This is a genomic window from Apilactobacillus nanyangensis, from assembly GCF_016861915.1.
Classification (GTDB): Bacteria; Bacillota; Bacilli; order Lactobacillales; family Lactobacillaceae; genus Apilactobacillus; species Apilactobacillus nanyangensis.
The window spans coordinates 1-25,035 of sequence record NZ_BOLX01000013.1 but is presented as its reverse complement, the minus strand read 5'-3'; the positions used below and the strand labels follow the sequence as shown (position 1 = coordinate 25,035).

24 protein-coding genes, 1 riboswitch and 1 other annotated feature are annotated in these 25,035 nt (G+C 39.8%); of the genes, 11 read left to right on the top strand and 13 right to left on the bottom strand.

Annotated elements, in window-relative coordinates; all coding sequences use genetic code 11:
- Positions 1-125 precede the first annotated feature (125 nt).
- Positions 126-599 (bottom strand): DUF2798 domain-containing protein, encoded by a 474-nt coding sequence (locus JUD45_RS05430; protein WP_138726808.1) that lies wholly within the window; start codon positions 597-599, stop codon positions 126-128.
- A gap of 112 nt (positions 600-711) precedes the next feature.
- Here JUD45_RS05430 and JUD45_RS05425 point away from each other — a divergent pair, with 112 nt between their 5' ends.
- Positions 712-3,075, top strand: a complete 2,364-nt coding sequence (locus JUD45_RS05425) for an ATP-dependent DNA helicase (protein WP_203619825.1) — start codon at positions 712-714, stop codon at positions 3,073-3,075.
- 40 nt (positions 3,076-3,115) lie between these two features.
- On the opposite strand, the gene JUD45_RS05420 is transcribed toward JUD45_RS05425, so the two are convergent.
- Positions 3,116-4,150, bottom strand: coding sequence for a lactonase family protein (locus tag JUD45_RS05420; RefSeq protein ID WP_203619820.1), 1,035 nt, complete (start codon positions 4,148-4,150; stop codon positions 3,116-3,118).
- A 140-nt stretch (positions 4,151-4,290) separates the two neighbouring features.
- Positions 4,291-4,537, top strand: a binding site (T-box leader).
- 41 nt (positions 4,538-4,578) lie between these two features.
- Here JUD45_RS05420 and JUD45_RS05415 point away from each other — a divergent pair.
- The 4 genes from JUD45_RS05415 to JUD45_RS05400 all read left to right on the top strand — a co-directional run bounded on the left by JUD45_RS05415 (position 4,579) and on the right by JUD45_RS05400 (position 7,906).
- On the top strand, positions 4,579-5,952 hold the full coding sequence (locus JUD45_RS05415; protein ID WP_203619819.1) for an amino acid permease: 1,374 nt from the start codon (positions 4,579-4,581) through the stop codon (positions 5,950-5,952).
- Complete coding sequence (gene mmuM / locus JUD45_RS05410; protein ID WP_203619818.1) at positions 5,945-6,865, top strand: homocysteine S-methyltransferase; 921 nt, start codon at positions 5,945-5,947, stop codon at positions 6,863-6,865. The genes JUD45_RS05415 and mmuM overlap by 8 nt, the downstream gene beginning before the upstream one ends.
- 75 nt (positions 6,866-6,940) lie before the next feature.
- Positions 6,941-7,360, top strand: coding sequence for a hypothetical protein (locus JUD45_RS05405; RefSeq protein WP_203619817.1), 420 nt, complete (start codon positions 6,941-6,943; stop codon positions 7,358-7,360).
- 84 nt (positions 7,361-7,444) lie between these two features.
- Positions 7,445-7,906 carry a Fur family transcriptional regulator gene (locus tag JUD45_RS05400; protein WP_225426791.1) on the top strand — a complete coding sequence of 154 codons (462 nt, stop codon included), beginning with the start codon at positions 7,445-7,447 and terminating at the stop codon, positions 7,904-7,906.
- A gap of 50 nt (positions 7,907-7,956) precedes the next feature.
- Here JUD45_RS05400 and JUD45_RS05395 read toward each other — a convergent pair whose 3' ends face one another.
- The 7 genes from JUD45_RS05395 to lysA all read right to left on the bottom strand — a co-directional run bounded on the left by JUD45_RS05395 (position 7,957) and on the right by lysA (position 15,175).
- Positions 7,957-9,033, bottom strand: coding sequence for an aspartate-semialdehyde dehydrogenase (locus JUD45_RS05395; protein ID WP_138726802.1), 1,077 nt, complete (start codon positions 9,031-9,033; stop codon positions 7,957-7,959).
- A 98-nt stretch (positions 9,034-9,131) separates the two neighbouring features.
- Positions 9,132-10,313 carry an aminotransferase class I/II-fold pyridoxal phosphate-dependent enzyme gene (locus tag JUD45_RS05390; RefSeq protein WP_138726801.1) on the bottom strand — a complete coding sequence of 394 codons (1,182 nt, stop codon included), beginning with the start codon at positions 10,311-10,313 and terminating at the stop codon, positions 9,132-9,134.
- Between the two features lie 11 nt (positions 10,314-10,324).
- A complete protein-coding gene (gene dapB / locus JUD45_RS05385; protein ID WP_373301476.1) occupies positions 10,325-11,086 on the bottom strand; it encodes a 4-hydroxy-tetrahydrodipicolinate reductase in 762 nt (253 codons plus the stop codon).
- Positions 11,083-11,997, bottom strand: coding sequence for a 4-hydroxy-tetrahydrodipicolinate synthase (dapA, locus tag JUD45_RS05380; RefSeq protein ID WP_203619816.1), 915 nt, complete (start codon positions 11,995-11,997; stop codon positions 11,083-11,085). Before dapA ends, dapB begins: the two co-directional genes overlap by 4 nt.
- A gap of 1 nt (position 11,998) precedes the next feature.
- Positions 11,999-13,144, bottom strand: coding sequence for an N-acetyldiaminopimelate deacetylase (locus JUD45_RS05375; protein WP_138726798.1), 1,146 nt, complete (start codon positions 13,142-13,144; stop codon positions 11,999-12,001).
- A 4-nt stretch (positions 13,145-13,148) separates the two neighbouring features.
- Positions 13,149-13,853: a 2,3,4,5-tetrahydropyridine-2,6-dicarboxylate N-acetyltransferase gene (gene dapD / locus JUD45_RS05370; RefSeq protein ID WP_138726797.1), complete on the bottom strand. Its 705-nt coding sequence runs from the start codon at positions 13,851-13,853 to the stop codon at positions 13,149-13,151.
- Between the two features lie 5 nt (positions 13,854-13,858).
- Positions 13,859-15,175: a diaminopimelate decarboxylase gene (lysA, locus tag JUD45_RS05365; protein ID WP_138726796.1), complete on the bottom strand. Its 1,317-nt coding sequence runs from the start codon at positions 15,173-15,175 to the stop codon at positions 13,859-13,861.
- A gap of 146 nt (positions 15,176-15,321) precedes the next feature.
- A riboswitch (Lysine riboswitch) is annotated at positions 15,322-15,506 on the bottom strand.
- A 179-nt stretch (positions 15,507-15,685) separates the two neighbouring features.
- On the opposite strand from lysA, the gene JUD45_RS05360 reads away from it, so the two are divergent.
- Both JUD45_RS05360 and dapF read left to right on the top strand, forming a co-directional pair.
- Positions 15,686-17,053 (top strand): aspartate kinase, encoded by a 1,368-nt coding sequence (locus JUD45_RS05360; protein ID WP_203619815.1) that lies wholly within the window; start codon positions 15,686-15,688, stop codon positions 17,051-17,053.
- Positions 17,054-17,057: 4 nt separating this feature from the next.
- Positions 17,058-18,029 carry a diaminopimelate epimerase gene (dapF, locus tag JUD45_RS05355; RefSeq protein WP_138726794.1) on the top strand — a complete coding sequence of 324 codons (972 nt, stop codon included), beginning with the start codon at positions 17,058-17,060 and terminating at the stop codon, positions 18,027-18,029.
- Between the two features lie 27 nt (positions 18,030-18,056).
- Here the strand turns inward: dapF and JUD45_RS07095 are convergent, their stop codons facing one another.
- On the bottom strand, positions 18,057-18,284 hold the full coding sequence (locus JUD45_RS07095; RefSeq protein ID WP_368856780.1) for a CHY zinc finger protein: 228 nt from the start codon (positions 18,282-18,284) through the stop codon (positions 18,057-18,059).
- On the opposite strand from JUD45_RS07095, the gene JUD45_RS07075 reads away from it, so the two are divergent.
- Complete coding sequence (locus tag JUD45_RS07075; protein ID WP_190238332.1) at positions 18,206-18,391, top strand: hypothetical protein; 186 nt, start codon at positions 18,206-18,208, stop codon at positions 18,389-18,391. The two genes, JUD45_RS07095 and JUD45_RS07075, sit on opposite strands and share 79 nt — an antisense overlap.
- Here JUD45_RS07075 and JUD45_RS05345 read toward each other — a convergent pair.
- On the bottom strand, positions 18,377-18,973 hold the full coding sequence (locus tag JUD45_RS05345) for a hypothetical protein (protein ID WP_138726415.1): 597 nt from the start codon (positions 18,971-18,973) through the stop codon (positions 18,377-18,379). The genes JUD45_RS07075 and JUD45_RS05345 overlap by 15 nt on opposite strands.
- Positions 18,974-19,074: 101 nt before the next feature.
- Here JUD45_RS05345 and JUD45_RS05340 point away from each other — a divergent pair, with 101 nt between their 5' ends.
- A complete protein-coding gene (locus JUD45_RS05340) occupies positions 19,075-20,481 on the top strand; it encodes an MFS transporter (RefSeq protein WP_203619814.1) in 1,407 nt (468 codons plus the stop codon).
- Positions 20,482-20,526: 45 nt separating this feature from the next.
- On the opposite strand, the gene ppcA is transcribed toward JUD45_RS05340, so the two are convergent.
- The gene (ppcA, locus tag JUD45_RS05335; protein ID WP_138726413.1) at positions 20,527-22,038 is read right to left on the bottom strand and encodes a phosphoenolpyruvate carboxylase; all 1,512 of its coding nucleotides are present in this window, start codon (positions 22,036-22,038) and stop codon (positions 20,527-20,529) included.
- Between the two features lie 13 nt (positions 22,039-22,051).
- A complete protein-coding gene (locus JUD45_RS05330) occupies positions 22,052-23,227 on the bottom strand; it encodes an aminotransferase class I/II-fold pyridoxal phosphate-dependent enzyme (RefSeq protein WP_138726412.1) in 1,176 nt (391 codons plus the stop codon).
- 314 nt (positions 23,228-23,541) lie between these two features.
- Between JUD45_RS05330 and JUD45_RS05325 the strand changes: the two genes are divergently transcribed.
- Complete coding sequence (locus JUD45_RS05325; protein ID WP_138726411.1) at positions 23,542-24,225, top strand: VIT1/CCC1 transporter family protein; 684 nt, start codon at positions 23,542-23,544, stop codon at positions 24,223-24,225.
- A gap of 12 nt (positions 24,226-24,237) precedes the next feature.
- Positions 24,238-24,930, top strand: coding sequence for a VIT1/CCC1 transporter family protein (locus JUD45_RS05320; RefSeq protein ID WP_034535052.1), 693 nt, complete (start codon positions 24,238-24,240; stop codon positions 24,928-24,930).
- The last annotated feature ends 105 nt before the right edge of the window (positions 24,931-25,035 follow it).

Genomic DNA, 25,035 nt, shown 5'->3' with positions numbered 1-25,035 from the left:
CCTCGAATTCTTATTCTACCTATATAATAACGGTATTTAGAATATTTTTCAGTAATTATTTATCTAAATTTAGAATTAATCAAGGAAATAAAAAAAGCCACCGTATATCCGGTAGCTTTTCATGATTATTTTTCATCAATTGCGGCTTGAATCTTACCTAATAATAAGCGACAGATTGGACCAACAATCACTAATTGCAATGGTAATGCTAAGCATAGGTTTAAGATCCATGCACGACCATACATTGCCCATGTGATGTTTTCAAAACCAAAGGTAACGATGATACCAAATAATGACATTAGGGTCACCATGCCAAGTACCATCATGGTTGAAATGCATAGTGCAATCTTAATTGGTGTTTGTTCCCATTCTGGTTTGAATATATAATTGAAAAAGATAGCTTTAACGACTGGGCCAACTAACACTAAATCCAAGATGGCGGCAACTATTAATGCGAGTGGGTAGCCCACTAATACTTCGACGATAAAACCAGCGTGAATTCCGCTAGCCATCGCGATGTTATATGCTTCCATAACGATAACCATAAGTCCGGCCATCATACCTGTAAACATTAATTCTTCTTTAAATCCTCTAGGCATAAAGATACCCCTTTCTTTTGTCTCTATTATTTAGCCTAGCACATCAAAAATTTTTTCATAAGTTACAATTCTGTTACAAATTACATATCAATTTCAAACGAAAGGAGGAACCATCTTGAATCGAATCGGAATCAGAGACTTAGTCGAGTTCACGCTAAGAAGCGGTGACTTAAACGCCCGTTTGAATAGCTCCAATACCGCCAGAAGAGGCGCCCAAATTCACCGCAAACTCCAAAAAAGTAAATACATGCACTTTGAGAGTGAATACTACTTAGATACCAAACTCAAGATCAACGACATTGACTTTCATATTGAAGGTCGTGCCGACGGTGTTTTAATTGACGGCAAGGATGCCGAAATCATTGAGATTAAAACGTCTGACGTTGAATTTAAAGACTTACCGGAAAGTATCATGACTCTTTATTGGGGCCAAGTAAAGGTCTACGCCTATTTCTTGATGCAAAAGTTCGACGATCTAGATGCGGTCAAACTAACCCTCACCTACGTTCAAACTCCCGATGAAATCATCACCAATAATGAAATTATCATCAGTCGTGATGAAGCCAAACAGTTCTTCGATGACCTCATCAGTGAATACGAAGAATGGTTGAAGCTAAGAACTGATATCATTAAGGAAAGAAACAAGTCCGCCAATCAAATGGCTTTTCCGTTTAAAGAATTCAGACACGGCCAACGTAACTTTTCAGCGGTGGTATACAAGACAATTGCTAATCATAAGCACTTGTTTGCCCAAGCTCCTACTGGAACCGGAAAGACGATTTCGACTCTCTTCCCTGCCATTAAGTCGATGGGTGAGGAACTAGCTAACCGTATCTTTTATCTAACCGCTAAGCAAAGCACGCGTATCGTCGCCAAAGAAGCCATGGACCTGATGATGGATAAAGGTCTAAAGGCCAAGACCATCACCTTAACCGCTAAGGAAAAGATTACCTTTGAGGCCGAAAAGGATTTGAAACCCGAAGATAATCCATACATGATTGGTTACTATGACCGTTTGAAACCGGCCATTAAGGATGTGTTGGAACATGTGGATCAAATCGACTTCGCCGTCATCCAACAATACGCCGAACAATACAAGATTGACCCGTTCGAATTCTCACTCGACCTCAGTCAATTCTGTGACGTCATCATCTGTGACTACAACTACCTATTCGATCCGCAGGTGCACCTCCAACGTTTCTTCACGGTCGAAGATCCTGACAACATCTTTTTAATCGATGAAGCCCACAACTTGGTTAACCGTTCGCGCGACATGTACTCATCGGCAATCTCCAACAAGGTGTTACCAGATTTAATCAAGATGACCAAGGACCAAGAGGACAACGAAAGATTGCATAAGGCATTGAAATCATTTCGACGTTCATACACCCTAAACGTTAAGCCACTGACCGAAAGCGACGAGGAATACGTCCACTTGGATAATCCACCCAGTGCGTTTGTTAAACAGCTCAACAAGCTTTGTGATGTCATCTCCGATTGGCTCGGAAAAGACGAAAATGATGAAGAGTTAAACGACGCAATCGTGGATTATTACTTCACCCTACTTAGTTTTCAACGCATCGCCGAACTATACGACGATACTTTTAAGACTAGAATGTTCTATGACCGCGACCAAAACGTGATTATCAAACTATTCTGTATGGACCCCAGTCCCTTTATTGGTGAATCACTCAAACTCGGTGGTAGTGACGTCTTATTCTCAGCCACCCTTTCACCAATGGATTACTATCAACGTGTCTTGGGGGATGAAGAGGATAGCCTCGTCTATGAAATCGATTCGCCGTTTAATCCAAACAACCAACAGGTGATTATTACCAACTACATTCAAACCACCTACGCCAAGCGAAAGAGCAGTATTCAACCAATTGTCGATACCATCAACGCCATGATTAGTAGTAAGAATGGTCATTACCTCATCTTCCTACCATCTGGTAAGTATTTAAACGATGTCGTTGAAGCGTTTGAAAAAGAAAATCCGACCGTCGACGTTCTCGTTCAGGAAAGCGAAATGCGTCCCGAAGAGCGACAATCATTCATCGATACGTTTAAACGAGATGACAATGACACTTTGGTCGGTTTTGCACTACTGGGTGGAATCTTTTGTGAAGGAATCGACCTTAAGGGTAGCCACCTCATTGGTGTCGGGATTGTCTCGGTTGGACTACCAGGTTTAAATCCAGAAAATGATTTAATCAAGTACTTCTTCGATGCCGAAAACGGTCATGGTTTTGACTTTGCTTACCAACTACCAGGATTAAACAACGTTTTTCAGGCCGCCGGTCGATTAATTCGAACCAACCAGGATGTCGGAAACGTAGTTCTAATGGATCAACGATTCAAACAAAATCGTTACCAAAAACTCTTCCCAAGAAATTGGCACCAGGGTCAATTATCGACTGCGTTTAGCATTAATCAGACTAAACAAAAATTGAATCACTTTTGGCAACAACACTAAAAAAAGACTTACGGAAAATCCGTAAGTCTTTTTTAATTATTTATTTTTCGCGTGCGACACAGACACCTTCTGGAACATGAACATCCTTTTGAACAACAGTTAACTTACCGCTGTTAGCATCGCGTTCGTATAAAGTAGCGTCGTTAGTGTTTTGGTTAACAACAACCATGAACTTTTCATCTCTACTGAAGTTAAAGTCACGTGGGAAGTCACCTTCAGTGCTTGCCAGTTGAATTAGTTCAACCTTACCATTGCCTCTTACTTCAAAGACCGCAATGCTGTTGTTACCACGGTTTGAAACATAGACAAACTTACCATCACTTGATAGACGGATGGCAGCGGCACCGTTGTGTTCTGTCCAGTCATCTGGGATAGTGGCAACGATGTGGTCTAGGTGGAAGCTACCATCATTTTTATCGTAGTTCACAACGGCTAGCTTACTGCTTAATTCACCAACGATGAATGCAACGTGTTTTTGTTCGTCGAAGACAACATGACGAGGACCAAATCCCGCTTCCATCTTTAATGTAGAAACTTCGGTTAAGGCACCATCATCTGCGATGTCGTATACGTAAACCATGTCTTGGCCTAAGTCGACAACGGCTAAACGGCCATCTGGAGTTAGGTCAGCATAGTGAGGATGAGCACCACTTTGTTGTTCTGGACGTGGACCCACGTTTCCTTCATGAACAACTTTGTTTAGGTAGGTTAATGATCCATCTTCTTCAATCTTGTATACCATTACTTCACCGGTGTGGTAGTTGGCAGTGTAGACAAATTGACGACCTTCATCAACAGTAATGTATGCTGGGTTGGTGTCTTCGTTTAAACAAACGTTAATTTCTTTAGCGGGACGAGTTGAGTTGTCTAGCGCTAATGCACCACCCTTACCGTTATCACCCTTGTCGATGGCATACAAACGGTTGGCCTTTGAAACAGCTACATAAGTTGGGTTACCTGCTTTGGCAACCAATTGTAGGTTTTGTAATTGCTTTTTGTTTTCATCTAATTCGATTTCATAGATTCCTTCACTTATATCTCTAGTGTAAGTACCAATTAAGAATTTTTCAGTCATAATTAAATCTCACTTTCGCTTAAAATTTAATATTTCTCCTCTATTATTGCATATTTTATCGATAATGCTAAACAGTTAATTCAAAAATTTACCCTTGAAAAATTTTATAATGCATCTATAATTAGAAATAAATAATAATATATTAGGTTTTGATGAGAAAAGTACATAGCGGATGATTGCCAAGAGAGTTCATGGATGGTGGAAATGAACATTTCAAAGTTATCGAAAATGGTCTCTGAACCTTCGGGGGTGAATTGTTTAACTCCCGACATTTGTGTATGTTACAACACGAAGGAATCAACAGGTTCCGGATAAGATAGTTAATGATATCAATGTATCATTTTAGCTATAAAACTAAGGTGGTACCGCGAAGCATTCGCCCTTTTTGTAAGGGCGGGTGCTTTTTTTATTTTTAAGGAGGTTTATTTATGAGTTCTCATCAATTTTCAAAAAATCTAAAGGCCAGAAATCTTATCACTATGTCACTTGGTGGTGTGATTGGAACTGGTATCTTCATGAGTACTGGATACTCAATCCAAACGGCTGGTCCAATAGGGACCATTCTAGCCTACGTGATTGGTTCAATCCTGGTCTGTATGGTAATGGCGTGTCTGGGTGAATTATCCGTTCACGATCCAAACACGGGTGCATTTCATACATACGCAAGTAAATACATAAATCCCGGTGTCGGTTTCATCACCGCCTGGATGTATTGGTTAACCTGGACGATTGCGCTGGGCTCTGAATTCATCGCCCTTTCAACGATTGGTCAACAATACTTTCCAAACATTCCTGTTTGGGGATTTAGCTTAATCTTCACAGTCATCATTTTGTTGCTAAACATCATCAACATGAACCTATTTTCTTCCAGTGAATTCTGGATGTCATTGATTAAGGTATTAGCACTGGTCGTATTTCTGGGACTTGGGATTCTAATCATCTTTAAGATTATTCCAATTCATCACACCCATTTCAAACCATTTTTCGGTCAACTAACTGATAACGGAATTTTTCCAAATGGTTTAATTCCGGTCATCTCCATCGTGCTATCAGCCAACTTCGCTTTTTCAGGTGCTGAAATGATTACCGTCGGTGCTGGTGAAAGTCAAAACCCAGAAAAGACCGTGCCACAATCAATCAAGCACACTCTAATCATCTTGGTAATTTTGTTTATTGGAACCATCGTGGCATTGGGTTCAATCTTGCCACAAAGTGATTCATCACTAGCGCAAAGTCCTTTCGTTACCATCCTATCCAATATCAACATTCCATACGCATCAGATATCATGAACCTTATCTTATTTATCACCATCTTCTCCGGTGCTAACTCAGGTGTATATGCTGCTTCTAGAATGCTATGGTCACTAGCCGACAAGAACACTCTACCAAAGGGACTCGCAAAGTTATCAAGGAACGGAATTCCCGTCTATGGACTAATCCTAACCATCGCCGGTGGACTACTTGCCCTATTCTCAAGTATCTACGCACCAAACACCGTTTATCTTGCATTAACAGCGATTTCAGCGTTTGCCGTTGTCTTAGTCTGGTTGGTGATTGGTTGGGCGCACTTCAAATTTAGACGCCAATTTATCAAGTCTGGCCACTCCACTAGCGAGTTGAAATACAAGGCGCCACTATTCCCACTCCTACCAATTTTAGTCATTGTGATTTGTTTACTTTCATTGGTTGGAATCGCATTTGACCCTAACCAACGTATCGACATCATTATCGGAGTGCCATTTGCCATCATCTGCTACATCTGGCACGCATTAGTATATAGAAAGAAGGATCATCATGAATAAAGTAACTAATTGGATTAATCAACAAAACCACATCTTAATCGACAGCTCAATGTCGACCGGTTTAGAAGAACGTGGCTTAAAACTAAACTCAAACCTATGGACCGCCGCTGCTTTAGAATCACACGAGGACCTAATCGTCGACGTCCACAAGAAGTATTTTGACGCAAGATCATCAATGACAACCACCAACACCTACCAAGCCAGCGTTCCTGGTTTGGTTAAGGCCGGCTACAGTGAAGAACAAGCCATTGCCCTAATTAAGAAAGCCGTTGAATTAGCCGACCGTGGCCGCAAGGAATCAAATAACCCGGACCCCAAATGGTTGTTGGGTGGCGTCGGCCCTTACGGTGCCTTTCTAGCCAACGGTTCCGAATACACCGGTGACTACTCATTGACCGATGAAGAATACATTGCATTTCACGAGGGTCGTATCCAGGCCATGGTCGAAGCAGGCATCGATGTGCTAATCCTAGAAACCTTTCCTAACATCAATGAACTAAAGGCAATTACCGAATATACTAAACGATTCAATATTCCGGTGATTGTGGCGGCATCATTGAGAGATGAATCCCACTTAGCCGACGGTAGCTCACTAATCGAAGTGGCCTCATTTCTAGAATCACAATCACACGTGATTGCTTACGGTTTGAACTGTACCAAGCCACAACTAGTCACTCCTGCATTAAATGTGTTAAAACAAAGTCATCCCGCGCACAAACCATTCATCGCCTTTCCTAATTCCGGTGCAACCTACAACCCAGAGATCAAGGAATGGAACCACGATGATTTATCATTTGCAGAATTCGACCAACTAATCTCTGAATGGTTCGAATTGGATCTTAAATTCGTCGGTGGCTGCTGTTGCATGACAGAAGCCCAAGAACAACACATCTACGACAAGTTTTTCAAGTAGTTTGAGCGGCTGATTTCTTTCAAATTTAGTTTTTCTCTACTATAATAAAGTCTAGTAAATTTAAGGAGACTTATTATGCGTAGTTTTGAAGGATTAAGACCAATCATCACTGAACACTTTTACATGGATTGGTTAACAGAATTTAAGCTTCAATCAGTAATCGATTTTCAAAAGCAACAAGATGAAAAAACAGACATCATGAGCACTTCCAACTTCATCAATGCCATCATGAACGACATCATGAGTCAAAAGGGCTTACTATGGGGTGTCATGGATAAGGAAACTAAACATTTCGTTGGTGTCGCTGGTATCTCAAACCTACAAAGCGATTCTCCAATTGTCTACGTGAATGTTTTAAACATTTCTACCGATGTCGAATTGGAATTGATTAGACGAATCGTTCAATTCAAACATCAATACTGGCCAGATAAGGCATCTCAATTCAATATTTCACCATTAAATGATGAAATTAAGACTGCAATTGACGCTTTATAGTTGATTTTATTTGCTTTCTAGCCTTTTTAATCTTATTATTAGGATAGAATAGTTATAAAGTAATAATCAAAGGAGGTAGAGTGTTTGTCTAACGAAATGTATGAAAAGGCCTTAGAAACCTTACGTAACAATAATGTAAGAATCACACCTCAAAGACAGATTATCTTAAAGTATTTAATTAATCATGATAATCATCCTTCTGTAGACACTATCTACGAAGCTTTGAAGCAAGAATTTTCTAACCTAAGTATTGCAACCATTTACAACACGTTACAATTATTTGAAAAGTTAGATATTATCATTGCACTACCTGCTGAAGATGGTGGAATTAGATATGATTTCTTTGGATCTCCTCACTTCCACGCTATTTGTGATAATTGCGGTGAAATCGAAGATATCGACTTCCCTAACTATAAGCAATTAAAACAAGAATTAGCCAAGGAAGCGATGAATCAAGCTGGTTTCCAAACCAACAAGATTCATATTGAGGTCTTTGGCCTTTGCAAGAATTGTAGAGAAGAATTAGCTAAAAAAGATAATCAATAACAATAAAAAAGAGCCACATTCGATTGAATGTGGCTCTTTTTATTTACCCTTTAACCATGGTAGTAGTTTTCGGGGACACGCACTAAATCACGCTTTACTAATTCTTCGGCGTTTTGAACAGTGTTCCAAGCGGCACCCTTTAACAAGTTATCCGCTACCACCCACATGTTAAAGCATCCAGGATTTTCTTGGTCTGCACGAATGCGACCAACGAAAGTTGAACGCTTGCCTTCTGCGGTAATTGGTTGTGGATATACTTGATGATCTGGGTCGTCTTGTAAAACTGCACCATCGAATTGATCGATAACGCGTTGAATATCTTCCTTAGTAGCTGACTTGTCTTCTACTTCGAAGTATACTGATTCACCGTGAGAAATGGCAACTGGAACACGAACACAGGTAGCATTGACCTTGATGTCAGTAGCGTCCATGTCGTTTAACATAATCTTCTTGGTTTCATGAACCATCTTCCATTCTTCATGAGTAGAGCCATCTTCTTCAAAGACGTCAATTTGTGGTAATAGGTTAAATGCTAAAGGATAGTGCTTCTTATCACCCTTAGTAGGTAAAATATCTGCGCTCATTTCCTTACCATCTAGGTAGTCTTGAGCTTGGCCGTAAAATTCATTTAATGCTGATTGTCCAGCACCTGAAGCGGCTTGGTAAGTGGATACAACGATTTGGTTTAAACCAAACTTTTCAAAGACAGGTTGTAAGGCAACCACCATTTGAATGGTTGAACAGTTAGGGTTGGCGATAATTCCGCGATGGTTAGCTAATTGATCAACGTTTACTTCTGGAACAACTAATGGTACGTCTGGGTCCATACGGTATGCACTGGTGTTATCGATACATACGGCACCGCGCTTTACAGCTTCTGGTAGGAACTTCTTTGAAGTAGAGCCACCAGCTGAAGCAAGCACAATGTCGATTCCTTCAAATGAATCTGGAGTAGTTTCTTCAACTTCGATTTCTTCACCCTTGAATTCAATCTTAGTTCCAGCTGAACGACTTGAAGCAAGTAACTTCAAATTCTTAACTGGGACGGTGGAGTCCTCTAGTTGTCTGACCATTCTCATACCTACTGCACCTGTTGCTCCTAAAATTGCTACGTTATACTCTCTCATTTTTTCAAACCTCACTTTTTATCTATTTTAAATAGACATCTGTCTTTTATATGCATACACTTTATTATTAATATACTTTATTTTTCAGATTTGTCAATTCATTTTCCTAATAATTGAATAAATTTATTTAGTCGATTGAGACCAGCTGTTAGTTTTGCTTCACTAGCGGCGAAGGAAATTCTGATGTAACCTTCCCCACTCTTACCAAACATGCGGCCAGGGATTACCCCTAGGCCAACCTTTTCGGCTAGGTCTAAACCAAATTGATAGTCATTTTGACCGTAACTATCATCAATTTTGATGAAACAATAGAATGTGGATGTTGGCATCACGTATTGAACACCCATTTCATCTAACCTAGCTGATACTAAGTCACGACGTTTTTGATAAATCGCCTTGGCTTCATAGGCGTCTTCTTGACCATTTGTCATTGCTTCTAGCGCGGCATCTTGGACGTTATCAGCGACACAAGTCACCATGTATGCGTTAATCATTTTGATTCGTTGCATAATTTCACTTGGACCACATATGTATCCAAAACGCCATCCTGTCATCGCATGTGATTTTGATAAACCATTGATGTATAGCACTTGGTCTGGAATTTCGCGTGCCAATGAGTAATGGTCGTGATCAAAGGTTAATTCACCGTAGATTTCATCTGAAAGTACCCAGATTGGTGATTTTGCGATAACTTGTCCTAACTGTTTAACTTCGTCTGCGGTGTAAGACACACCGGTTGGATTGTTAGGGTCGTTAATTACTAATGCAACGATGCCTGGATGTTGTTTTATGGCATCTTCTAGCAACGCTGGTGTCAATTTAAAACCAGTTTGGCTGGTACCAACATCTACCACGTGACCACCCAAGATTTCGATGATTGGTTCGTACAATGAAAAGATTGGGGTTGGAATGATGACCTCATCGCCTGGGTTCACAATTGCTTGTAATGCTGAATAAATTGATTGAGTCGCACCGTTGGTCACCACGACCTCTTCAGCCTCATACTCAATGTTCCAGCGGGTAGATAAGTAATTGGTAATTGCTTGTCTTAATTCGACCTTCCCAGCTTGAGCTGAGTAATGTGAATCGTTGTCGTTGATTCCTTGAATCGCAGCTTGCTTGATATGTTCAGGGGTATCTAAATCTGGTTCCCCTAAAGTTAATTTGATTAGATCAGAGTTTTTTGAAATCGTGTCGTCGAAATGACGAATTCCAGATGGTGCGATTCCGTTTAAACGGTGGTTATAAGTTCTCAAAAGCTGTGAATTGGTTCTTGGCATACAATCACTTCCTACAAAATATTTTCTAGACCGTCGACTAATCCATGTAGTTCAGGAAGTTTTTCTAATGCTACCCAAACTCCTTGCATGAATGATTCACGATCAAATGAATCTTGTCGAATGGTTAATGCTTCACCAGGGCCTCCGAATAATACTTGTTCGTGGGCCACGTAACCTGGAAGGCGAACTGCATGAACAGGAACACCTTTGTAGTACATCCCTCTTGCTGGTTCATCTTCTTGGTTGATGTTTTCACCTTGTTTGGTTTCACTCATCATGTCGACTGTGTGAATGGCAGTTCCTGATGGTGAGTCAGTCTTGTCTTCATGATGCATTTCGATTACTTCTACGTCTGAGAAGTACTTAGCAGCTTGTTGAGCAAATTTCATTAATAATACTGCTGATAAACCGAAGTTAGCGGCGATTAGTCCGTTAACGTTTTCACCATTTGCTAGATTGATTAGTTCTTGTTTTTGGTCTTCTGATAATCCACTGGTCCCAACGATTGGTGAGATGTGGTGTTCAATTGCGTATTTGACGTTATCAAAGACGACATTTGGTTGAGTGAAATCAATCCAGACATCGTAGTAGCCTTCAATCGAATCTAAACTGTTAAAGACCCTAACGTCTGCAGATAGGTTGTAATCACTTGGGTTCACATCAGTTTTACTGGTTAGAATCCCTGTGATGTCATATCCTGGTTTATCCGCTAGTAAGTGGACCACCTTTTGGCCCATTGATCCGGTTGCTCCTGCTAGAAAAATATTCATTATTTTCTCATCTCCAAACCTAAGTCATGTAGTAATGCGTCTTCTGATAGTTCCAAGTGACGCGCTAAATTTCTGCGTTCTTCGTCATCCAATGGCAAGATTGGTAGACGGCATCCCCCAACCGCAAAGCCTTGTGCGTTTAACACGGCCTTAACTGGTGATGGTGATGGGTACATGAATAATGCATTCATACGTGGGGTTAACCATCTTTGTAGTTCACCAGCATGACGGTAGTCACCGTTTTCTAGTGCTTCATACATTTCACGCATTTGAGCGCCATAGATGTGAGAAGCTACTGAGATGATTCCGTCAGCGCCGATGGACTTGGCGAATAGTGATTGAGCATCTTCACCACTGTAGACGTGAAAACCATCTTCGGTATGGTCGACCAAGTACTCTAGGTCATCCATTGATGTACATTGCTTTACACCAATGATGTTTTGATGGTGTGATAGTTCAACCACAGTGTCATTAGCCATAGTTACTCCAGTTCTACCTGGAATGTTGTAGATGTAAATTGGTAGTGTTGCTTGATCCGCCACTGCTGTGAAGTGTGCAATCATTGAACGTTGGTCGGGCTTGTTGTAGTAAGGTACCACTACTAACAAGGCATCAATACCATCGATAGTTTGCACATGGTTATTAAACTCGATGGTCGCTTCTGTATTGTTACTACCGGTTCCGGCGATGACGTATGCTCTATCGCCAACCAAGGTGCCGAAACGAGTGTATAGTTCAATCTTTTCTTCTGTACTTAGTGTTGGTGTTTCCCCTGTGGTTCCACCAATCACGAATCCACGACTGCCATTTTCTAGACAGTGTTGAGTGACTCTTTCTAATGCAGCGTAATCAATGTTGCCATTGTCATCAAACGGTGTGATGATGGCGGTCATAATATCAATATTTTGTGTCATTTTAATCGTCTTCTCTCATTTCGAATTCTAAAAATGAACTAATTGCGTTAATTCCCTTTTCAATGCAGCTTTCATCAGGATTGAAGGTATCGGTGTGAAGTGCTGATGTGTTACCAACACCTAGCCAAAACATGGTTCCATCAAAGTGATGAAGAATGTAACCGAAGTCTTCTCCGGTCATTGCTGGCATTGTGACTGTTAAATCCACATCTGGATTTGCTTGCATAAAGTTCATAAAACGGTCGGTCAACTCTTGGTTATTGTTAACTGGGTAGTAACCACCTTGGTTGATATCAACCTTAACTTGGCAGTTGAATCCAGCTTCAATTCCCTTACATATTTCAATAATTCTGGTCTTAACAGTTTGAATCATTTCTTGGTTCAAACCACGAATGGTTCCTTTAATATCTACCCTGCCGGCAATTACGTTTCTGATTGTTCCACCGTTGATTTGGCCAAAGGTTAATACTGCTCCTTGGATTGGATCAACGTTTCTAGAAACGATGGTTTGTAATTGGGTAATTAACATTGCTGAAGCCACCACCATGTCGTTTGCTTGGTGTGGATAAGCAGCGTGGCCGCTCTTACCAATTAGGGTAATGTCGACTTCACTAGTTCCCGCAAACAAAGTTGGATAACAACAGCCGATGGTTCCAGCTGGTAGTTCTGGGGTGTCGTGTAGTCCATAGAATTCATCGACATGCCAGTCACCTGAAAATAGGTTACTGTCGACTGCTACCTTGGCACCACCTTCACTTTCTTCAGCTGGTTGGAAGAAGAAAATCAAGTCGTCTACTGGTTGGTGTTGAGCAAAGTGTTCCAACAATCCGATTGCAACCGTCATGTGAATATCATGTCCACATGCATGCATCACATCATCGTGCTTTGACGAAAACTCTAATCCAGTTTTTTCACTAACTGGTAGGGCATCCATATCACAACGGTAACCAATAGTTTTACTTGGGTTGCTACCGTGAACCTTTACCAAAATTGCAGTTGGTAATTGTTCGGGAGTAAAAAATTCCATATTATCTGTGGCAAGTTCGTTAATTAATTCTAATAGGTATTGATGGGTTTGACTTTCGTGCATCGCCAATTCTGGAATCTGATGCAAGTGGCGTCTCACCGCAATTAAATCTAAGGTCATATCATCACAACTTTCTTAGTGCGTCTTCTAATTGAGTCTTTCCCTTGGTTTGATCGTCAATATCTTTAATTTTTCGTGCTGGGTTTCCGGCAACTAATGTGTTTGGTTCAACGTCATGTAAAACAATTGATCCGGCTGCAACAACGGCACCTTCACCAACGTGAACTCCTTCGATTACAACGGCGTTAGCACCGATTAATACGTTGTCGTCGATGCGAACTGGAGTAGCTGAAGCTGGTTCGATTACACCAGCTAGGACTGCACCGGCACCAATGTGGCTGTGCTTCCCAACGATGGCACGGCCACCCATGACGACTCCCATATCGATCATGGTGTCTTCACCGATTTCACAACCAATGTTGATAACGGCACCCATCATGATAACGGCACGGTCTCCAATCTTAACCTGGTCTCTGATAGTAGCACCCGGCTCGATACGAGCGTTAACGTTTTGGATGTCTAATAATGGTACAGCTGAGTTTCTAGCATCGTTTTCCAATTCGTATTCAGTCACTAAATCTGACTTCAAGATTGGTTCGATGTCTTTCCAGTCACCGAAAACGGTAGCGCTTTGATCATTGCCGAATACCTTTACTGATTGTGGAAAATCAATTTGTGCAATTCTTCCATTAATATATGCCTTAACTGGTGTCTTCTTTTCTGCATTTTGAATGTAGCTAATTATTTCTTGTGCGTTTAGTTCTGCCATAATAATTAATCTCCTAATTCTAAGTTATTATCTAGTTCATATAAGTTTTCAAATGATTGACGCTTTGTTACTAATTGAGCCTTGCTCTTTTCAACAAAGACAATTGCTGGCTTTAGGTTCAAGTTATAGTTGGAAGCCATTGAGTATCCGTAAGCTCCGGTGTCTAAGACGGCGACAACGTCACCAGCGTTTAGACTTGGCACGGATGCATTCTTAATTAAAACGTCTCCTGATTCACAGTACTTACCAACTAAGCGAACCTCTTCAACGGGTTGTGCGCGTGGGTTGTTTGCTGAAACAACTTCGTATTCAGCGTCGTATAACATTGGTCTGATGTTATCGCCCATTCCACCGTCGACTGCGACGTATGGCTTGATGCCGTCGACTCTCTTTTGTGATCCAACGGTGTAAAGGGTTAAACCGGCTGAACCGACGATGCTTCGACCTGGTTCAATCCAGATAGCTGGAATTTGTAGGTTGTATTGACTGGCTTGTTCCTTAATAGTGTTGATGATACTTTCAACAAACTTTTCAGGAGCTAGGTAACCGTCGGTTGAAACATATTGAATTCCAAATCCGCCACCCAAGTCCAAGACTTTGGTATTGAAGTCGTATTCTGTGTTGAACTTGTTAGCTAGTTGCATCATCTTAACGGCCAATGCGTTGAAACCATCTGGTGATGAAATTTGTGAACCGATGTGAGCATGGAAACCTAATACGTGAACTCGTGGGTTCTTATGTAGTAGTTCAAACCCTTCTTCAACTTGGCCAGATGCAAGATCAAAACCAAACTTGCTATCAACCTGACCGGTTTGGATAAATTCATGAGTATGAGCTGTAATTCCTGGAGTAATTCTCATGATGACGTTGGTGGTTTCATTCAACTCTTCAACGACTTGGCTGATTAGTTCAATTTCATGGAAGTTATCAACCATGATGACACCGACGTGATTTTGAATCGCAAGTCTTAATTCTTCTAAAGATTTGTTGTTACCGTGGAAACTCATCTTTGCTGCTGGGAAACCGGCATGCAAAGCAACTGCAATTTCACCTCCGGAAACAACATCGATATGTCCGCCCTCTTGGTTCACCAATTGATACATTGCTGTATTGGCGAATGCCTTGCTGGCGTATGAAATTTCGTAATCAATATCGTTTTGTTCAAAAATCTTATTGAACTGATGGAATTGATCGCGGATAGCTGAAACGTTGTAAACCATCAATGGAGTTCCAAATTGATGAGCAAGCTCAACTGCATCGCAACCATCTATCTGCAAATGTCCATCTGCATTAATATCATTATCTGTAATTTGATTTGTCATAATAAACAGCCTTTCTAATCGAATGATCTTTAGGTCGTTTTAAACTCGACAAATTGAAAACAAAAAAGGTTCTTTTGGATGAGTGGGCACACTATCCAAAAGAACCTTTAAAATTTTTATTAATCAATTTCTAATTTTTAGGATTCAATTGTCGAAAGCGCTCCACAAGACATATTTTCTTGTGACAGTCCGTGCATTCTTCACACACGTCCCAGAAAATGATCTCTGCAAAAAATCATTAACTTCGGCAAGTTCACCTTTCAATAAAGCTCATAGTCATTGCAGTGACTGACTTTATCTACTAATCTCGCTTGCGACCTCTTCGATTACGTTTAACTATATTCTAATAGTTGAATTACGTCAAGAGATTTTTTGAAATTATTTTTTTATGTTTTTTTACTTCCATATGAGCGACTTAAATTGCGTTAAAATTCCAAAAATGATAACTTGTCTAATTATTTTTTAATGTTAAAATACAAATCAATAATTTAAGATTGCGAGTTGATTTACATGTCCAAGTTAGTAAAATTTGGTGGAAGTTCACTAGCCAATAGCGAACAATACGCTAAAGTTATAAACATCATTTCAGAAGATGAGCAACGTAAAGTCGTTGTCGTTTCCGCTCCTGGTAAACGCTTTGATGATGATGTCAAAATCACAGATCTATTAATTCAATACGCAACCCAAGTAATCAACAAAGAGGATTATCAAGCTACTCTAGATGAAATCATTAGTCGTTACGCTGAAATCGCGAACGCATACGACGTTGATGAAGGTGAATTTGCCGGAATTAAGGACACATTCACCAACCTAGCAAAGAACGATTACAAAAACGATGAATACCTAATGGCCGCATTCAAGGCCAACGGTGAAAGAATGAATGCCAAGTTAATGGCAGCCGTATTAAATAGTCGTGGAATGAAGGCTCGTTTCGTCGATCCGAAGGAAGCTGGAATTGTTTTAGACGACATTAACCCAAACGCTGCTAACCTTCTTGATGAGACCTATACCAATTTAGAAAACTTTGCATATTCAGACGATGAAAAATTAGTTTTCCCCGGATTCTTCGGTTACACCAAGGAAGGAAACATCGCTACATTTGCTCGTGGTGGTTCAGACATCACTGGTTCAATTGTTGCTACCGGCTTACATATTGATGTATACGAAAACTTTACCGATGTTAGTTCTATCTATGCGATTAACCCGCACCTTGTAGATAACCCATATCCAATTACTAAGATGAGTTATCGTGAAATGCGTGAATTAGCCTACGCTGGTTTCTCAGTCTTTAACGATGAAGCAATCATCCCCGCCATCAAGGGTCACGTAACAATCAACGTTAAAAACACCAACCGACCAGAAGATAAAGGAACGCTAATTGTTCCTGAAGATGAAGTAAAGCACTCACACGTCATCACCGGGATTTCAGCCGACAATCGTTTCTCAGCTTTATACCTTCACTCATACCTATTGAACAAACAAATTGGCGGTACTTTAACCATTCTTTCAATTTTCAAAAAGTACGGAATTTCATATGAACACATGCCATCAGGTATCGATGATTTGACTATCATCTTTGATAGAAACCAAGCTTCAGATGACACTATCAATGCAATGTGTAAGGAAATCTCTGAAACCATTCATCCCGATAAGATTGAATGGATTCACAACTATTCATTAATTATGGTTGTTGGTGAAAACATGGCCGTATCAGTTGGTTCAATTAGTCAAATCATCAAGCCATTAGCAGAAAAGAAAATTCCAATTAACATGATTAACCAAGGTGCTTCCAAGATTGCGATTATGATTGGAATCGACCAAGAATACACAGATGAGGCTGTTGTCAGCATCTACAACCAATTCTTCAAGGAGGATTAATATTATGACAAAGTTACATTATGTACACGGTTCAGAGAACCATTTCTTCTTATTGGATGTCGATGAACTAAAGGATTCACTGGATGACACTCAATTAAGTCATCTAGCACAAAAGCTAGCACAAAGCGACGTTTTACCATACTCAGATGGTTTGTTAGTGGTTGATCATTCAGACCACGCGGAATGTATCGGCCAAATGAAGGTCTTTAATTCAGACGGAAGTGTCGCTTCTATGTGTGGTAACGGTCTTCGTTGTGTTGGTCGTTACCTAGCTGAAAAGTTCAACCAAAGTGATTTCAAGGTTCAAACCATGCAAGCAGATTTAAACGTCCACGTCTTTGACGACATCGCAAAGGGCGTTTCATGGGTCGGAGTTCAAATCGCTCCAGTTAAATTTGCCCCCTCAGATTTGCCCTATACCAATTTAGATTTTGACCAAATTATTAACGAAGAAATCCCTGCATTTAGTGACCATCTAAAGTTCACTTCAATGGCTGTGCCTAATCCACACTTAATTAGTTTTATCGAAGATGATGACGATTTAGAAGAACCCCTATTCAATCTAGGAACTTATCTAAACCAACCAAACGACTACTTTCCAGACGGAGTGAACGTTAATTTCGCCAAGATTTTAGGCAAGAACAAGATCTTTGTTAGAACTTTCGAACGTGGTGTTGGGTTCACCAACGCCTGTGGAACAGGAATGTCAGCCACTTCAATGGCATTTGCGATGAACTACCCTGAATTAGTCGACGTCAATGAACCAATCGACGTCTTTAACCCCGGTGGTAAGGTGCAAACTAAGATGCACACTGAACCCGACTACCGTTGGATTCAACTAATGGGAAACGCGACATTCGTTGGTTACATTGAAGAAGACGAAGTAGATTTATTATCAGAACCAATTCAAAACAACTTAGTAGAAACTAGTGAAGAAGCTGATTACCTAGCCTTCATCGATACTATTAAGCAATAAAAAAAGACTAGCTAACGCTAGTCTTTTTTAGTCTTTAAAGTATAAATGTTCGTGTAGTTCGCACTTCGGATTAAATTTAGCAAAGCAATATGGACATACCTTGTCTTGGTATTGTTGAAAACTTAGTTTGTGTTTGCAACGACCACACATGACCGGTTTAGTATCCTTTGTACTGATTGGCACAAAGTCGTGATCAACCACTAAATTATGGCATCGATAGCATGCAAAATACTGGTGACACTGACCGCATTCCATGGCCGCTACGTCGTGTGGTTGATGGTAGTGAATACAGCGACTATCACTATCTAATTGGATTCCATAAATCATCGAATCATCTCGATTTCTTTTTATTTATTATTTGATTTCGGTTTCTTCAATAAATATTGTTCGTATAAATGATTATTCTTACTCAAAAAATTAATCTCTGTTGTCTTGTTAATTCTAATTGTCGTGTTGCAGTTCTCATGCTCGTTTAAATCAGCGAGGTACTCGAATTCATTTAATGTCATCACATTTTCCGTCAACAAGACAATCTTACCATGCTCGACGTATTCGCCCTCTAATACACAAACACTAATCACCTTCTCGGCTTCAAAACAGTTCAATAAAACTTGCTGAATCGTGTTGGCATTAAAGGTATCCCACTGGTTCATTAAATGATAGGGATCGTATAAATCATTTTCAGTATTTTGTTCAATATAAGAATTCAGCATATCTGTATATGCAGTATCATACCTAATTTCTAAAATGTCACTTTTTAAAAATGCCGTTATTGTGTCCAACGCACCATTTAAATCGATGGTCTTTACAACGACAAAATCACCTAAGTCCTTTAAAAAATATCCCAGCGAAAAGCTATCCAGCTCGTATCCATCCCTTGATTTAAAATACCATTCTGCTAAACGACTATCACCAATATATTCATCATTTTTGACTATGTCCATGGCGACACCTTCTTTTTATCATTTATGATACTATACTCCATAATTTTTCTTTTGTCGCTCATCTGATACAATTAATATTATCAATTTAAGGAAGTGCTCAAATGAATCGCAAACAGTTTTTTATCATCATGTCAGTGGCGTTAGTTTCCTTTCTAGGAACCGTTGACATGAGTATCGTAAATACCGCTTTACCGCAGATATCACAAGACTTACATATTCCAATGAACCAAGCAGAATGGATATCTTCGGCCTACTTAATTTTAATCTGTATGTCTTTGATTTTATTCGGTAAGCTAGGGGATCAAATCAGCAAGGCGAAAATATTTCAACTTGGAACTTTAATCTTTACCATCAGTTCACTAATTTGTGGACTTTCTGAAAACTTAATTATTCTATTGATTGCCCGTTGTCTACAAGGTCTAGGTGCTTCCATGACCATGGCCACTAATTTAGGAATCATTACTGAATCGGTACCGTTTAACCTTCGTGGTCGTGCATTAGGAATCAATACCACCATCGGTCAACTTGGTTACATTGCTGGACCTGCGGTGGCTGGAATCATCCTTTCCATTGCTAATTGGAACTGGATTTTCCTATTCAACGTACCAATCGGAATCTTCGCCTACGTATTTGGCGAATTCGTCTATCAAAAGAAATCAATCAAGGAACGCCAAGTCATTCATATCGATTGGCCAGGTTTCATTATTTTGGCCGTCTTAATTGGTTTATTCTTTATTGGTATATTTACTGGTCAACAAATTGGGTTCGCTAATACCAGCGTTATTTTGGCTTTTATCGCTAGTCTAGTTCTACTAATCGCATTTATTATGGTAGAACGTCACGTCGATGACCCAATATTAGCATTGAGCCTATTTAAGAATCCTGGATTTTCAATCAGTATCATCGCTTTGATGTTCATGTACATCATCATCTACTTCAACAATGTCTTGCTTCCATTTTACATTCAAGACACCTTGAAGTTCTCACCATCACACACCGGACTACTAATGAGCGTCCTACCGGTGGTAAACGTCTTTACAGCCTACTTGGGTGGTGTGCTATGTGATAAGTACGGTGCGGTGATCATGTCACTACGTGCTTCACTTGTCTTTGTGGCGGCTGAAGTTATCTTCGCTATCATGCAACCTAATTGGACACTAATGGTGATGCTATTAGGTTTCGTCGTCTTCTCCACCGCGAATGGTTTATTCCAAAACAATCCAATGGTGATGGAAAACGCAGCCAAGGATCAACAAGGCATTGCCGGTTCCATCCTAGCATTAAGTCGAAACATCGGTTTTACCCTTGGTTTATCAATTTCGACATCCATTTTGTATGGTGCAATGAGTTTTAAGAACGGTAAAAAAATTACCACCTACCCATTTGGCAACGATTCCCTATTCGTTTATGGAATGCACTTCACCTACTGGGTAGCTGCAGCAATCATGTTAATCGTTACTGTCATGTTAATCTGGCTATTAAAACACAACCAAAATAAATACACATAATAAAAAAGCTAGTGAGTAAACCTCACTAGCTTTTTTTATTTGGAATTAACCTAAGAAATGTCTTAGACGTCCCATCTTTTCAATTAAGATTTCACGAACTTCTTGGTCATCAATACGAACTAAATCGTTTGCTAACTTAGCGTGTTCTTTTTCTTCTTCGTTAGTTGGACCAGCCTTGATATCGAATGCGTCTTCGATGGCTTGGATGTCTTCTTTAACACCCTTCCAAGCAGTGTTCTTCTCGATTAATGAATCTAAGGCATCTGCACTGTAGTACTTCAAAACATGGGCAAAGTCATGCTTCATGTTTGGATAGTATTGCTTCAATGCTCTGATTTCATCATCAGTTAATTGGCTTAACACACGACCAGTACCTAATACTTCAGGTGGAACCCCAACTGAGTATAGTGAACCAGTAAATGTGATAGCTCTTGGCATCTTGTATCCATCAACATCTCTAGAGTATCCGATGATACCAACGTGTTGGTGTCTATCACGACGCTTAGGGAATGAATCAAAGACTGATTGTAAGTCGTTGATTAGTGGATCTAAGGTTTCATGGTATTGTTTGGCAGCCTTATCAGCAACTGATAACAATGTCTTTTGGTCATCGTCGTTGATGATTCTAAAGGCATTGTGTTGTAGACCATCACGTAACTTAGCTACTGCTGGTTTAACAACGGTTTCTAAGTCAAAATCATATCTAAACGCTGATTGGATGGTAGCAGTCTTTAGACCTGGGAATTCTTCTAGATATCTGTCGACCATTAATGGAGATAGTCCCCCTCTAAAGATAGCACTACCAGTACCGGCGATTGGGTATACGTCGATACCTGTTTCGTTTTCGAATTCACCTAACTTAGTTAAGGCTAACTTGTTACCGATGATACTGTTTAAGAAACCATTTGATAGAGCTGAATCTGATCCGGCTAAGAACACACGTAGGTATGTTAAGTCTTCACCAAATTCGTCTTTGTAAATTTCAACGTACTTCTTCAAAATATCTGGAGCGTTGAATTGAGCTTCAAAACTTTCGAATAATGGAATCATTCTTAAACGGTCGTTATTTTCGTGACCATTTTCAAATTCTTTTGATTTAAAGTGAGCTAAGCTTGAGAATTTTTCTTCCATGTTTACCAATTGTTCTGCAGTTCTAGCCATTGGTAAGATTGCTTCGAACAATGGGCGGTCTTTGAAACCTAAGTCTTGAGCAAAATCTTCAGCTAATAAGATAGTAGTCATAGCTTGCATTAAGCTGTAACCAGTTTCTTCCCAGATGTTTGGTAAACGGAAAGTTAAGAACTTGTCGTTACCAAGTGGATGTTTACTGAAGTAATCGTAATGTTCAGAATACAAACGATCAATTACGGAAGAGTCAGCATGTTTTCCTTCCCAATCCCACATATATTCATCTGCATCTAATGTGGAATAGTTTTGATACGCTTCGTTAATTTCATTGAATGCGGACACGAACTTTTCGTTATCGTTCTTAAAAAACGGAACGTTAGCGTTGTCCGGGTGTTGAGTCCCCATGATGTTTGGAATTCTTCTGTCCATGTTAATTACCCCTTTATTTCATAAAAATTTGTAATCGTTTTAGCGCCTCTAAAATAACTTCTTTAGATGAAGCATATGACAATCTGATGTAACCTTCTCCACCAGGTCCAAATGCGCTACCTGGAATAACACCAATCTTAGCTTTCTTAGCTAATTCTATTGCAAAGTTTTCATCATCTTTACCGTATTGTGCTGGAATCTTTGCGAACATGTAGAATGCTCCCTTTGGTTCTGGCATTGAGAAACCTAATTCAGTCAAACCTTTGTATAGGATATCTCGTCTTTCTTGGTAAATTTTAGCCATTTCAACAGGATCATTTTCACCATTGATTAATGCTTCAGCCGCCGCAACTTGGGCAGAATTTGTAACTGATGTAACTACGAACGCGTGAACCATTCCAACCTTCTTGATGAATTCGGCTGGTCCACAGATGTATCCAACTCGATAACCTGTCATCGCATGTGATTTTGATAAACCACTTAGATAAATTGTTTGTTCAGGTAACATGTTGGCAATTGAGTAATGTTTTACTCCATATGTTAAGTCGCTATAAATTTCATCTGATAAAACATACATCGGATGTTGTTTAATTACTTCTGCTAGTCCGGCTAAGTCTTCCTTAGAATATTCAACTCCGGTCGGATTACTTGGATAGTTCAATAATAAGGCCTTCACTGAGTCACCATATTCGTCTAGGATGGCCTTTAATTTCTCTGGTTTTAAGATGAAGTCGTCTTCAGATACATCGACCTTAATGACTTCTCCACCTAAGATTTCAATGATTGGGAAGTATAAAGCAAAAGTGGGTGTTGGAACGATTACCTTATCTCCCTTGTTAATAATTGTTTGAAATGTTGAGTATAAGGCTTCTGTGGCACCAACTGTCACAATCACTTCACTGTCAGCATCGTAATTTAAATCGTACTTATTTGATAAATGATTGGAGATTGCATCTCGCAATTCTTTTTTACCAGTTTGATCAGCATAATGGGAATCATTATTCTTAATGCTATCGATTCCTGCTTGTTTAACGTGTTCTGGAGTATCCAAGTCTGGTTCTCCAATTGTCAATTTAATCAAACCATCAATGGAAGAGATCTTTTTATCAAAGCTTCTAATTCCCGATGGAGCTAATGCATTCAATCGTTGGTTATGTCTACCAACAAGTGATGATGATAAGTTGGGCATTACAATTCCTCCTAAATATGCAAAAAAGGACCAATTGATTGTTTCTAATCAATTAGTCCAATTTTCAATGAGCATCATATTGTTAAATACTATAATATAACTTCATTAAAATTACAATATAATTTTTAATCATTTTCTAATTTTATTGATCCTATAAGATATTGATATATCAATATTTTCAATAAATATTTTGTTAGTTATTGAAAAAATAAATGTTCGGTAGTACCTTAAAAATGAAGGGTTTACTTTACGAAAAAAGTGAATTATAATTATTACTAGTTAATAATAATTATAAACTAGAAAGGGCCTTCAATATGAAAAAACAAACTTTAGCACAACGCATTAACATCATCCGTGCCGGTGTGATGGGTTCTAACGACGGAATCCTATCAGTTGCCGGTATCGTTATCGGTGTTGCCGGTGCCACTAGCAACACCTTCTCAATTTTTATTTCTGGGATTGCTGGTATGATTGCCGGCACTGTTTCAATGGCCATGGGGGAATATGTCTCCGTCAATTCAGAAAGTGATTCGCAAAAAAACGCCGTTGAAAAACAAAAGGTCGCATTAAAGGATAATTATCAATCAGAGTTCAATATTGTCAAAGAAAAGTACATGAATAGTGGTATTTCAGACGAACTGGCCACCAAAGCCACTACCGAAATGATGAACAAAGACGCATTGGTAACAACCGTTCGTGAAAAATACGGTTTTAACGTCAATCAATTCACCAGTCCATATGCAGCTGCAATTTCATCAATGATTTCATTTCCGACAGGTTCCATCCTACCGCTAGTCGCTATCTCCCTCTTCCCTGCTAACATTAAGGTAATAGCAACATTCATTGCTGTCCTAATCGCCCTATCGCTGACCGGATATGCTGCAGCAATGTTGAGTAACGCCAACCGTTTGAAATCGACATTAAGAAACGTCGCATCCGGAATGTTAACCATGCTAGTAACCTATCTAATTGGTTTGCTAGTCGGAAGTCTAGCCTAGGGAGGAATAACAATGGAAAAGAAAAAACAAACCGCCACAATGGATGAACGACTAAATACCTTAAGAGCTGGGGTATTGGGATCTAACGATGGAATTCTTACCGTCGTTGGTGTCTTGTTCTCAGTTGCCGTGGCCACCCCAAACATCTTCACAATCTTTATCGCCGGACTATCTGACCTACTTGCCTGTGCCTTCTCAATGGCATCCGGTGAATACGCATCCGTTAGTTCACAACGTGACGCCGAAAGCTCATCGGTAGAAAAAGAACGTTACCTATTAAAAAACGACCTGGCAGGTGAAAAGAAGATTGTTCAAGAATTCTACATGAGTCGTGGAATTACCGAAGAAACCGCCAAAGAAATTGCCGATGAATTGATTGCTAAGAAACCATTGGAAACAATGGTTAGCATCAAGTACAACATCGAATTAAACCACTACATGAATCCGTGGTCAGCGGCCTTCTCATCCCTATTCTCAGCCGCACTAGGTGGATTATTCCCACTTCTTGCAATGAGTCTAACAAGTGGAATTTACCGCTGGCCAGCCACGATTTTAGCCGTTATTGTTTCTGTAGGTCTAACTGGTTTTATGAGTGCCAAACTGGGTGACGGTAAAGTCAAAGTCGCAGTAATCAGAAACATCATCATCGGAATTCTAACCATGATTATTCACTATGCCATGGGGAAATTAATGAACGAATTCTAAAACAAAAAAACCTAAGCACTTTTGCTTAGTGACCTGAACCCCTAAAATTGGAAGATGGTTATGCTATTTTCTGGGAGGAATTGATCCGGTATTCAACCGGTGACA

What these genes read in the sequence shown, in the direction of transcription:
- JUD45_RS05430 (WP_138726808.1), bottom strand. Translation starts at nt 599, where the DNA reads ATGCCTAGAGGATTTAAAGAAGAATTAATGTTTACAGGTATGATGGCC.
- JUD45_RS05420 (WP_203619820.1), bottom strand. Translation starts at nt 4,150, where the DNA reads ATGACTGAAAAATTCTTAATTGGTACTTACACTAGAGATATAAGTGAA.
- JUD45_RS05415 (WP_203619819.1), top strand. Translation starts at nt 4,579, where the DNA reads ATGAGTTCTCATCAATTTTCAAAAAATCTAAAGGCCAGAAATCTTATC.
- mmuM (WP_203619818.1), top strand. Translation starts at nt 5,945, where the DNA reads ATGAATAAAGTAACTAATTGGATTAATCAACAAAACCACATCTTAATC.
- JUD45_RS05405 (WP_203619817.1), top strand. Translation starts at nt 6,941, where the DNA reads ATGCGTAGTTTTGAAGGATTAAGACCAATCATCACTGAACACTTTTAC.
- JUD45_RS05395 (WP_138726802.1), bottom strand. Translation starts at nt 9,033, where the DNA reads ATGAGAGAGTATAACGTAGCAATTTTAGGAGCAACAGGTGCAGTAGGT.
- JUD45_RS05390 (WP_138726801.1), bottom strand. Translation starts at nt 10,313, where the DNA reads ATGCCAAGAACCAATTCACAGCTTTTGAGAACTTATAACCACCGTTTA.
- dapA (WP_203619816.1), bottom strand. Translation starts at nt 11,997, where the DNA reads ATGACACAAAATATTGATATTATGACCGCCATCATCACACCGTTTGAT.
- JUD45_RS05375 (WP_138726798.1), bottom strand. Translation starts at nt 13,144, where the DNA reads ATGACCTTAGATTTAATTGCGGTGAGACGCCACTTGCATCAGATTCCA.
- dapD (WP_138726797.1), bottom strand. Translation starts at nt 13,853, where the DNA reads ATGGCAGAACTAAACGCACAAGAAATAATTAGCTACATTCAAAATGCA.
- lysA (WP_138726796.1), bottom strand. Translation starts at nt 15,175, where the DNA reads ATGACAAATCAAATTACAGATAATGATATTAATGCAGATGGACATTTG.
- JUD45_RS05360 (WP_203619815.1), top strand. Translation starts at nt 15,686, where the DNA reads ATGTCCAAGTTAGTAAAATTTGGTGGAAGTTCACTAGCCAATAGCGAA.
- dapF (WP_138726794.1), top strand. Translation starts at nt 17,058, where the DNA reads ATGACAAAGTTACATTATGTACACGGTTCAGAGAACCATTTCTTCTTA.
- JUD45_RS07095 (WP_368856780.1), bottom strand. Translation starts at nt 18,284, where the DNA reads ATGGAATGCGGTCAGTGTCACCAGTATTTTGCATGCTATCGATGCCAT.
- JUD45_RS05345 (WP_138726415.1), bottom strand. Translation starts at nt 18,973, where the DNA reads ATGGACATAGTCAAAAATGATGAATATATTGGTGATAGTCGTTTAGCA.
- JUD45_RS05340 (WP_203619814.1), top strand. Translation starts at nt 19,075, where the DNA reads ATGAATCGCAAACAGTTTTTTATCATCATGTCAGTGGCGTTAGTTTCC.
- ppcA (WP_138726413.1), bottom strand. Translation starts at nt 22,038, where the DNA reads ATGGACAGAAGAATTCCAAACATCATGGGGACTCAACACCCGGACAAC.
- JUD45_RS05330 (WP_138726412.1), bottom strand. Translation starts at nt 23,227, where the DNA reads ATGCCCAACTTATCATCATCACTTGTTGGTAGACATAACCAACGATTG.
- JUD45_RS05325 (WP_138726411.1), top strand. Translation starts at nt 23,542, where the DNA reads ATGAAAAAACAAACTTTAGCACAACGCATTAACATCATCCGTGCCGGT.
- JUD45_RS05320 (WP_034535052.1), top strand. Translation starts at nt 24,238, where the DNA reads ATGGAAAAGAAAAAACAAACCGCCACAATGGATGAACGACTAAATACC.